Genomic DNA, 10,967 nt, shown 5'->3' on the forward strand with positions numbered 1-10,967 from the left:
AACTCCATCACCTGATAGTTCACGCCGTTTGCCCCGATCTCACCGATGATCGTCAGCATCAGATCTCTCGGATATACGCCCTCCGGAAGCTTTCCAACCAGATTGAACTTTACGGTCTCCGGGACAAGTACCCAGGAGGTTCCCGTCACCATGCCGTAGAGCAGGTCGGTACAGCCGACACCGGTACCGAACGCGCCGAGAGCACCGTAAGTGCAGGTATGGCTGTCTGCACCGAAGATCAGCTCACCCGGACGCACATAGTTCTCCATCATGATCTGGTGGCAGACACCCTTGCCCTCCCAGAAATCAATGTTGTGCTCTCTCGCAAAATCGCGCATCTTCTTCTGGGATGCTGCGGTCTTCGGGCTGTCAGACGGAACATTGTGGTCCACGATGAAGACCATCTTCTTCGGATCTGCGATGTGCGGATGTTTTAATTTATTGTGATACATATCTACGGTCAGATGAGTCGTTCCGTCGTTGCTCATCATGCGGTCCAGATTGACCGTGTGAATATCTCCTGCCTTTACCTCCGGCACACCCGCTGCCAGAGCAATAATCTTCTCTGCAATTGTCATTCCCATGGTCTTAATCCTCCTTGTTCAGGGACGCGATCAATCCGCCCTGGCTTAAAATATTCTGCATATACTCCGGCAGTTTCGTACAGGAATATGTCTTTCCGTTTGCTACTGCAACTCCGTCCGTCAGAGACAGATCCATCTCATCTCCGGTCTGAACCGCATCCGGAAGATCCTTGCAGACGATAACCGGAAGTCCGATGTTGATCGCATTCCGGTAGAAAATCCGTGCAAAAGATTTCGCCACAACTGCCTGAATTCCAAGTGCCTTTAAAACACTCGGAGCCTGCTCTCTCGAAGAACCGCAGCCGAAGTTCTCTCCGCCCACTACATAGTCCCCCGGTTTTGCCTTCTTCGGAAAATCCGGATCCAGAGACTCAAACGTATGTACCTTCATCTCCTCAATGTTCGGCAGCAGCAAATACTGCGATGCAATAATCTGATCCGTATCCAGGTCGTTGTGAAATTTAAAAATTTTTCCCACAGACATTATCTCTTCCTCCTTGTGCTTCAACTTTTTAAATCCTTTTTTAACCTTTTTTGTTGAAGTCCCTCTTGTGTCCGTCCGTTGCGGGCACAATCTTTTCTCAATAATCGTTTGTATTATATCATTTTCACTGCTATAATAACAATAGATAATACTCATATTTATCATAACAGTTAGTTATAAAAAGTTACTGTTTATATTTTTTTATATTTTGAATTTTTCCACCCGGAAAATTCCTGCCCGTGTACAGGAACGATAAAAGCACTTATTTTCAAAAAAGAACATAAAAGAAGAGGACAAAAATTATTTTTATGGATCAGAATTTATCTCAGTATCGGATTTTTTACGCAGTCGCATCGACGGGCAATATTTCCCGCGCCGCGAAGGAACTCTATATCAGCCAGCCGGCTATCAGCAAATCGATCAGCAAACTCGAGGACTCTCTCGGAACGACTCTGTTTACGCGTGGTTCCCGCGGCGTTCAGCTGACTGAGGAGGGCGCACTTCTCTTTGCGCACACAAAGGCTGCGTTTGAACAGCTCTCCGCCGGGGAACTCGAGCTCAAGCGCATCAAGGAATTCAACATGGGACACATCCGCATCGGAGTCAGCAACACGCTCTGCCGGTTTATCATGGTCTCCTATCTCAAGGACTTTATCGCGCGCTACCCGCACATCAAGATCACGATCGAGAGCCAGTCCACGACGCACACGCTCTCCATGCTTGAGCAGCAGCAGATCGATGTCGGACTGATCGCTGAGCCCCAGCGTCACCAGAAGAATCTCCACGTTCTGCCGGTCATGGACATCGAGGACATCTTTGCCGCCTCCCCCGCCTACCTCGAGAACCTGCGTCTGCGCGAGGGAGAGGATGCCGACGTCTTTCAGGTCGGCAATATCATGCTTCTCGACAAGAACAACATCACCCGCCACTACATCGACGACTACATGAGTCTCAACCACATCACGGCAAACAACCTGCTCGAGGTGACGACGATGGATCTGCTGATCGAATTTACGCGGATCGGTCTCGGAATCGGAAGCGTGATCAAGGAATTTGTTCAGGAAGATTTGGAGAGCGGACGGCTTGTCCAGCTCAAGCTCGACACCCCGATCCACAAGAGAACGATCGGATTTGCCTGCCATAAAAACAGGACTTCCCGGGCCCTCGACACCTTCATGCGGTTCTGTGAGGAACGCGCAAAAGGGACTCTGACCTAGGAAATCCTGAGAAATCCTGACTTTCAACTGTCAACGTATCTGATTTTTACTTATTTATTTCTAAATAAGACCATACTCAGATCACACCGTACTCTCTGAGCAGGTTTCCGATCTCCGTCTTATCGAGACGCTTGAGCATCTCTTTCAGTGCAATCTTTTCCATGAAGTTCATATTCATGTCGGTGATTTTCTTTCCATCGCGCAGTTTTGTCGTCGCATTCAGCAGACAGCGCAGATCAAAGACACTTCCCCATACTTCCGGAACTCCGCGGTCTACATTCAAGAGGGTGTAGACTGCCTCCATTCCGGTCCGGATCGAGTACTCGGTCGTGAAGATCGTATCTCTCTCCGTCTCCGCGAACTGTCCGATAAACGCAAAGTTCACACTGCCCTCCGGAACAACCTGCGGGCGGTCGCCTTTCTCGCGCGGCATGAAGAACGCGGTGATGTAGGGCATCATGCACGGAATCGTATTTGCACTGTGCTCCGCCATCTCCTCAATCTGGGTCTCCGGCACACCGAGATGATACAGCCATTCCATGCAGATCTCCTTGCCCGTGCACTCGCGCATCGTCTTCTTGACGAAATTGCCCGGCTTGTCAGTAAACAGACCATAGATCCAGCCGACGAGCTGTCCCTCCGGCTGGGAGCGGAACTGAGGCTGGCGGTTGAAGGTCCAGCTCATCAGCCAGTTGGAGTCCTTGACCGTCACGATTCCTCCTGTCACGACATTCCCGGAGAATGGATCGCGCTTACAGATCTTCTGGACATACGGCGGGATCTTGTCGTCGAGCGTCGTCACCGTCGCACTCATCCAGTTCGTCTTCTCGGGATCGTGGCAGAATTTGTCCGGTCTTCCAAATGACGGATCCTGAGCGGCAATCTTCCGCCACATATCCCAGCCACCGCCTTCCTTGAGTTCCGGTTTCCACTCTGCCGGGCGGTTCTGGCTTCCGAGCGTCGAATTCTCCACACAGCCTCCATCGGTGATAAAGAGCAGATCATCCGCACTCAGCGCAATCTCCTTCTTTCTTCCATCCGCGAGAACCGTGATCGACTTTGCCTGCTTTCTGCCATCTTTGATATCAAAGCGGACGTCCGTCACCTTTGTGTTGAAATGGAACTGCACGTCAAATTTCTTCAGATACTCGATCATCGGGAGAATCATCGATTCATACTGGTTGTAACGGGTGAAACGGAGAGCCGTGAAATCCGGAAGTCCGCCGATGTGGTGGACGTAGCGGCGCAGATAGAGTTTCATCTCCAGCGCACTGTGCCAGTTCTCAAACGCAAACATCGTTCTCCAGTACAGCCAGAAGTTTGAATTTAAGACTTCATCGTCAAAAAAATCCGTTATCTTCTTATTATAAAGGTCTTCATCAGGAGTAAAGAAAAGTTTCAGGATTTCCCGCGCTCCCTTGTCGGACAGACCAAATTTTCCATCGGTGTGCGCATCCTGTCCCCGCTTCTCGGTCGCACGCATCAGCGAATAGTTTGGGTCACGCTTATTCAGCCAGTAATACTCATCGAGCACGCTCACGCCCTCCGTCTCAATCGACGGAATCGAGCGGAACAGATCCCACATACATTCAAAGTGATTGTCCATCTCACGGCCGCCGCGCATCACATATCCGAGATCTTCAAACAGCAGACCGTCACAGGCTCCGCCCGCAACAGGATCTTTCTCCAGAATGTGAATCTTTTCCCCCTTCATCTGTCCGTCTCTCACGAGAAAACATGCCGCTGCAAGGCTGGCAAGTCCCGAACCGATCAGATATGCCGATTTTTTGTCCACTCCCTCCGGCTTCACCGGACGCGCAAACGCCTCATAGTTTCCGCTTGAATAATACATGAAATTGCCCTCTCTTTCTAATCTTCCGATCTCCCCAAATCACAGGTCTGCAAAATGTTTCTGCCTTCTGAAATCAGTATACCCGGGATTCTGGCCAGATATGTAATCCGACTAAAACCCCGGGAATCTGTTTTGATGTGGTATTTAAAACTAGTTGTCGCGTCTTAGCAAGTCATATCACATCGTCTCTATTATACATCAGAATATGAAAGAGAGCAACTGCACTTTCTTTATTTTTCTTTTTCTTTTATGCATTGCGCAAATGCTTTTCTCTCTTACTCCACATCGTTGAGGGCCTGGAAGTCTTCCTCACCGGTACGGACTTTGACGACTTTCATCACCTCGTAGACAAAGATCTTTCCATCTCCGATGTGACCGGTGTAGAGCACTTTCTTCGCCGTCTCAATGACTTTCTCAACCGGAATGCTTCCGACAATGACTTCCACCTTCATCTTCGGCAGAACCGTCACATCCATCTCAACACCACGGTAGCGCTCACCGATGCCTTTCTGGATTCCGCATCCCATAACCTGAGTCACCGTCATTCCGGTCACTCCGAGTTCATTGAGCGCACTCTTTAACGCCTCATACTTGGAATACTTTGCAATGATCGAAACCTTGTACATTCCGGTTCCTGCCCCGCCTGCCGCCGTCGTCTTTGTCACCGGAACCGACACGGCTTTCTGCTTCTCGCTCGCCTTCTCATAGTCCGACTCACCGAGATCGGTATTCTCATTGATCTCCATGCCGGTGGAAACCTCAGAGAGATTGAAACCTGCGTAAGCGCTGATCAGTCCATGCTCATGGTAGTCAAGACCCTCGATCTCAACCTCCTCCGGAACGCGAAGACCGATGAACTTATCAATCACCTTGAAGATGATCGTCATCATCACAATCACCCAGAGCATGACGGAGACAACACCGAGGATCTGTACGCCGAGGAAATGGAAACCACCGCCGTAGAACAGGCCGCCATCCTGTGCAAACAGACCGGTCAGGATCGTTCCGGTTGCACCGCAGACACCGTGAACGGAGATCGCGCCGACCGGATCATCAATTTTTACTACATTATCAAAGAACTCGACAGAGAGAACCAGAAGAATGCCGGCGATCAGACCGATGAAGAAAGCACCCGTCGTCGTCACCATGTCACAACCTGCAGTCACTGCGACAAGACCCGCAAGAGAACCATTTAAGGACATCGATACATCCGGTTTTTTGTAGCGAAGCCAGGTGAAAATCATAACGGTGCAGGTTGCAACTGCTGCGGACATATTTGTGTTCATAAAAATCCGGCTTGCGGAGAGCATATCTGCATCCGTGCTCATCGCTACGGTGCTTGCACCGTTGAAACCAAACCAGCAGAACCAGAGAATGAAGACACCGAGAGCCGCTGCCATCAGGTTGTGGCCCGGGATTGCATGTGCCTTTCCGTTCTTGTCATACTTTCCGATTCTCGGTCCAAGGATTCTCGCTCCGATACAGGCGGAGACACCGCCGACCATATGGACTGCCGTGCTTCCCGCAAAATCGTGGAAGCCGAGGGAGGAGAGCCAACCGCCGCCCCAGATCCAGTGTCCGGAGATCGGGTAGACAACCAGAGAGATCAGACCACTGTATACACAGTATGCCTTGAAGTTCGTGCGCTCTGCCATCGATCCGGATACGATCGTCGCTGCAGTTGCACAGAAGACCGTCTGGAAAATCACATAGCAGAGAGTCGGAAGTGTTCCGAAATCATAGGTTCCGCGGATGAACGGATCGAAACCGCCGATCAGGGCGCCAGCACCGCCAAACATAATGCCAAATCCAACAAACCAGTACGCCGGAGTACCGATACAGAAGTCCATCAGGTTCTTCATGATGATGTTTCCGGTGTTTTTCGCGCGGGTCATGCCCGCCTCACAGAGTGCGAACCCTGCCTGCATGAAAAAGACAAGCGCTGCGCCGATCAGGGTCCAGATGACGTCGACAGATGAATACATAGATTTTTCCTCCTCATTCCCTTATGTGCTCTCGGAATCTCTTTGTGCCTGTTTTTGCGAAAAGATTTTTTGTCAGTTGTGCGCAAATTTTTGAGGCGTACACGGTGTGTACGTTGATAAAATTTGTGCATGACTGGCGGAAAATCGGTCGCAAAGGCAGGTGCAAGAGAGGTTCCGAGAGCACATCCATTTGTAAAAAAGAAAAAAAGCAGAGAGGCTGGTCTCATTTCCTTTAGCCTCTCTGCTTGGTTACGGATTATATGCTTTCTTTTTTGCTCTGTCAATCCCGCAGAATCAATTCCTTATTTTTTTAGAACTTTGCTTTTCTTTCCTGTATTTTCACACAGACACACTTTATTTTAACAGTTTTTTGATAAAAGAATCTTATCCGGTTTACAGCATGATGTATTTCAGCACAAAAAGCACTGCAAGAACATACAAAAGCGGGCTGATCTTCTTCTCTTTTGCCCGTCCGCATACGACATTGATCACGACATAGGAGATAATTCCCATCGCAATACCCTCGGAAATGCTGTACATAAACGGCATTGCAATGACACCGATGTATGCCGGGATCGCCTCAGTGAAGTCGTCAAAATCTACCTTCAGCATCGAGGAAATCATCAGAAAGCCTACCACAATCAGCGCCGGAGCTGTCGCAAACGACGGAATTGCAAGGAAGATCGGGGACAAGAACAGGGACAGTCCAAACAGAATCGCTGCAACTGCCGCAGTCAGACCAGTGCGTCCTCCCTCTGCAACGCCGGAGGCACTCTCCACGAAGGTGGTCACGGTGGAAGTACCAAAGACTGCACCTGCGGTTGTCGCGAGCGCATCGGAGAGCAGAGCTCCGCGGATCTTCGGAAGACGTCCCTTCTCATCGAGCATATCTGCCTTGGATGCCACACCGATCAGGGTTCCCAGTGTGTCAAACAGATCGACAAACAGGAACGCGAACACAATCGCGAAGAAATCCAGAGAGAACACCTTGCTGAAATCGAGTTTCATAAAGGTCGGTGCCATGCTCGGAATCGCAATTCCATTTGAGAAATCCGGCAGAAGGCTGTACGCGCCCGCATCCGGGTTGACCTGATAAAGTCCGGTCAGCTGGCACACAATTCCTAAAATCCAGGTAATCAGAATGCCCCAGAGAATGTTTCCCTTCACCTGCTTGACCAGAAGAATCGCACTGATGAGAATTCCGATCAGCGCCAGAAGCACCGTGATTCCCTCCGTCGAGAAGGTTCCACTCTGAACGGAATCCTTGAAGGAGTAGAAGGACACCAGAGTCGTGCTGTCCACTACGATCTTTGCATTCTGCATACCGATAAATGCAATGTAGATACCGATTCCCGCAGATACCGAATGTTTCAGATTCATCGGAATCGCATTGAAAATCCGCTCACGCACATTTGTCAGAGACAGAATGATAAAAATAATACCCTCCGCAAACACTGCGGTCAGAGCCATCTCCCAGCTGTATCCCATCTGCAGGACAACCGTGTAGGCAAAGTAGGCATTCAGGCCCATTCCCGGTGCCAGAACAAACGGATAGTTTGCCATAAATGCCATGCAGAGCGTTCCGAGCAGGGCCGACACTGCCGTCGCCGTGAACACAGCGCCGCTGTCCATTCCCGCTGCACTCAGAATGCTCGGATTCACCGCGAGAATGTACGCCATCGTCATGAACGTGGTGACACCCGCGAGAACCTCCGTTCTTACGTCCGTGTGATTCTCTTTGAGATGAAACACTTTTTCCAGACTCATATTTTTTCCTCTCTTCCCGTATATGTCCCCATTTTCCAAATCTCAAGATCCGGTCGGGATACACACTTTTTTACGCAATATTTTTACGCAACATTTTTATTGTAACATCTAAGAGAGAGAAATACCAGTCTCATTTTTCATATTCCAAGGAATCTGAATCTGTGCCTGCACGGTTACTCTACACGCGTGCGCCCTTCATGCTCTTTTTTTTCTCATACATCCGGCGGTCAGCCTGCTCCAAAAGCACTTTGAGCGTCGCCTCCGGAAATTCCGAGGAGATCGCATAGCCCCAGGCAAACTCCATATGCGCCTGTCTGCTGAACTCGTTATAGTGATCCACCGTCGTCTGGATATTTGCAATCACAGCCTCCGCCTTCTCTTTGTCCGTGTGCTCCAAGATCGCCATAAACTCATCTCCGCCGTAGCGCCCGACAAAATAGTACTCCGGAATCGATGAGCGGAGGGCATTTGCAAAGTTTGCAATCAGAGTATCCCCGGCGAGATGGCCGAGGGTGTCATTGACCCGCTTGAGTCCATTCAAATCAAAGATCATCACTGCCTTGTCATCGCCCTCGCTTAAATTTTCGCGGTCCATCAGAAGCTCCTCGCATCTGCTCTTGTTCGGAAGCCCGGTGTGCAGATCGATATAGGCCTTTTTCTTCAGATCTTTGTTGCTCTTCATCAGCATGACTTCCTCGATCGACTGCTGGATCATTGAGCACACAATCAGAACCATCACAACGCTGAGCGCCCGCTCTAACTGGCTAATCCTTGTCGCGCATTTCTGTGTGTAAAGTTCTGCCGCCGTAACCGTATCATCCGCTAAATGGAAGTAGGTCTCACTCATCGAGATCAGATCCGTCTGTCCATAGCCCTGCCGCTTGATCGTCTCGATTTTCTTTTTCAGAAGTTTCCAGTAATTATACTGAAGTTCCAGATATTGCTGATAGTCCTCATCCTTCAGACTGGTCAGGCGATACTTTCCGCCTCCGTGAAGCAGACCATCAAAGATGTCATCGAGATACTTCTCGAGATCGTTGTCCCCCTTTCCGGCAATCTCGAGCTTCACCATGCGCTGCGTTCCCCCGCGCAGAATACCGGCATAGTTGACAACCCGCGCATCCCCCTGAATTTTTGATACCTCTCTCATCATGCAGAGTGTCATTCCAATCATCAGGAAAATCAGAAGCCCCTGAATCCATTTCTGAATATGGTTTCCGTAACGCTGATGCTTTTCCCGGATTCTTGTCCGCAAGCTTTTTCCAATCTGCACCCTTCTCTCCCCCTTCTCTGTGAGCAATGTCTGCACCAAAATGCACAAACAATATGGTAAATCGTATCATTTTCCGGCATTTTCGTCAAGGACCGTAAAAAGAATCCTGCTCGCAGGACGCAATTTCCTATCATACAAAAAAAGACAGGCGCCCGTTTGTGGGGAAGCGCCTGTCTCTCGTCAATATAGATTTCGGTTGAAGGAATATAATTTCAAGCGGGTCAAAAAATCAAATGGCAGAACGAATCCATTGATTCGTCGAATTAAATCTTAGTTCTCGCTTACATGCGGAAGGATGGTCTCTACCTCTGCATGCGGACGCGGAATAACGTGTACGGAAACGAGCTCGCCGACTCTCTGAGCTGCTGCTGCACCCGCGTCAGTTGCTGCCTTTACCGCACCCACATCACCGCGAACCATAACAGTTACCAGACCGCCGCCTACAAACTCCTTGCCGATCAGGGTTACGTTTGCTGCCTTTACCATTGCATCTGCTGCCTCAATAGATCCTACCAGTCCCTTTGTCTCGATCATTCCCAGTGCATCGTACTTCATGTTTGTTTCCTCCTGATTTTCTTTCAAATTTTCTTTTTAATGTTCTTTTTAATTGGATGATTTGATTCTCTTTTTCCTTTTTGTGAGTGACTTTTCCCGATCACCCATACAGGCGCGCGTCCCGGACTCAGCGCACAATTCTCACCGTGGAAGAAGAACCGAGTCCCATCGCATTTGCCTCTTCCATGTCGAGATGACATTCCAGACCGGACTGATCCGTCACACGGATCACCGTATTCTTTAAAATGCCTCCGCGCTCACCGTCCACCTCGAGGCAGACGCGCTCGCCGTCATGCACGCCAAAGTGCTCTGCATCTGACGGCAGCATGTGAATGTGGCGCTGTGCCACCATCACACCGTTTTTCGTCTGAACAGACCCCTTCGGTCCGACTAACGTCACTCCCGGGGTTCCGTCGAGATCTCCGGAAAGCTTCACCGGAGCCTTGACTCCGAGTTTGAAGCAGTCTCCCGCAAGAATCTCAATCTGGCTCGCCTTGCGAACCGGTCCGAGAATCCGGACTTTCTCAATCGCCCCCTTCGGTCCGCAGACTGTGACCGTCTCCTTGCAGGCAAACTGGCCCGGCTGGGAAAGATCTTTGAGCTTTGTCAGCTCATATCCCGCACCGAAGAGTTTTTCCAGATCCTCCGCAGAAAGATGGACATGGCGGTTGGAAACTCCCACCGGAATTCCCTGCGTCTTTTCTTTCTCTGCGGAATCCACCCTGGAATCTGTGCCGTTTTTGACGGCTTCCATAATAAGTTTCATAAGTGCTTCGCACTGATCCATGGATGATTCCTCCCTGTTATTATTTGTTCATGGAAGAGATCAGCTGGCGTACCAGATCTGCCAGATGAGCATCGTCCGTAAATCCCTCTGCTGCTGCCTTCAACTCATTCTGACTCGTGATCGACTGTTCCACACTTGCGCCGCAGCTGCCAACACAGTGATGATTCTGCTTCTTTTCGAAAGAAGCCACGATATCTGCCGGGCTGAACTCATGTGCGCAGGCAGAAGATGCAGCCGGTGCAGTCTCACAGCAGGAAGCCGGTGCCGGTGCATATCCGCCGGTCAGTTCCGGATGATGGAAGGTGCAGTCATCTTCGATCAGAGTTGCACAGTTCTTGAGTCCGTATGCAACTTTTTTGATGTTGATTAAGTTGAGCGGGCTGACGTTCTCCGATACAGAGCTTCCGCCGCAGGTGCCACAGCCCAGTGTGAAGGCAACATTCAGTCCGGTGCTGATTCCGGT

Annotated in this window: 9 protein-coding genes and 1 pseudogene; 1 reads left to right on the top strand and 9 read right to left on the bottom strand. The window is 50.1% G+C overall.

Going from position 1 to position 10,967, the window contains the following annotated elements:
• Positions 1–584, bottom strand: a 584-nt coding sequence (locus tag ACR0QE_RS11765; RefSeq protein WP_432628540.1) for an aconitase family protein, incomplete at its 3' end; no start/stop codon positions are given.
• A gap of 4 nt (positions 585–588) precedes the next feature.
• Positions 589–1,068 carry a 3-isopropylmalate dehydratase small subunit gene (gene leuD, locus ACR0QE_RS11770; protein WP_432628541.1) on the bottom strand — a complete coding sequence of 160 codons (480 nt, stop codon included), beginning with the start codon at positions 1,066–1,068 and terminating at the stop codon, positions 589–591.
• A gap of 308 nt (positions 1,069–1,376) precedes the next feature.
• Between leuD and ACR0QE_RS11775 the strand changes: the two genes are divergently transcribed.
• Positions 1,377–2,285 (top strand): LysR family transcriptional regulator, encoded by a 909-nt coding sequence (locus tag ACR0QE_RS11775; RefSeq protein WP_432628542.1) that lies wholly within the window; start codon positions 1,377–1,379, stop codon positions 2,283–2,285.
• Between the two features lie 76 nt (positions 2,286–2,361).
• On the opposite strand, the gene ACR0QE_RS11780 is transcribed toward ACR0QE_RS11775, so the two are convergent.
• The 7 genes and pseudogenes from ACR0QE_RS11780 to ACR0QE_RS11810 all read right to left on the bottom strand — a co-directional run.
• Positions 2,362–4,137 (bottom strand): oleate hydratase, encoded by a 1,776-nt coding sequence (locus tag ACR0QE_RS11780; RefSeq protein WP_432628543.1) that lies wholly within the window; start codon positions 4,135–4,137, stop codon positions 2,362–2,364.
• A gap of 275 nt (positions 4,138–4,412) precedes the next feature.
• Positions 4,413–6,122: an ammonium transporter gene (locus tag ACR0QE_RS11785; protein ID WP_432628544.1), complete on the bottom strand. Its 1,710-nt coding sequence runs from the start codon at positions 6,120–6,122 to the stop codon at positions 4,413–4,415.
• 393 nt (positions 6,123–6,515) lie between these two features.
• The gene (locus tag ACR0QE_RS11790; RefSeq protein ID WP_432628545.1) at positions 6,516–7,889 is read right to left on the bottom strand and encodes an NCS2 family permease; all 1,374 of its coding nucleotides are present in this window, start codon (positions 7,887–7,889) and stop codon (positions 6,516–6,518) included.
• Positions 7,890–8,067: 178 nt separating this feature from the next.
• Positions 8,068–9,162, bottom strand: a complete 1,095-nt coding sequence (locus ACR0QE_RS11795) for a GGDEF domain-containing protein (RefSeq protein WP_432628546.1) — start codon at positions 9,160–9,162, stop codon at positions 8,068–8,070.
• A gap of 270 nt (positions 9,163–9,432) precedes the next feature.
• Positions 9,433–9,717: an ethanolamine utilization microcompartment protein EutM gene (eutM, locus tag ACR0QE_RS11800; protein WP_027640772.1), complete on the bottom strand. Its 285-nt coding sequence runs from the start codon at positions 9,715–9,717 to the stop codon at positions 9,433–9,435.
• Between the two features lie 127 nt (positions 9,718–9,844).
• Positions 9,845–10,504 carry a phosphate propanoyltransferase gene (locus tag ACR0QE_RS11805; protein ID WP_432628547.1) on the bottom strand — a complete coding sequence of 220 codons (660 nt, stop codon included), beginning with the start codon at positions 10,502–10,504 and terminating at the stop codon, positions 9,845–9,847.
• Between the two features lie 19 nt (positions 10,505–10,523).
• Positions 10,524–10,967 (bottom strand): annotated as a pseudogene (locus ACR0QE_RS11810) (hypothetical protein); the annotation flags it as partial.

The organism is Brotaphodocola sp., from assembly GCF_050873065.1.
Taxonomy (GTDB): domain Bacteria; phylum Bacillota; class Clostridia; order Lachnospirales; family Lachnospiraceae; genus Brotaphodocola.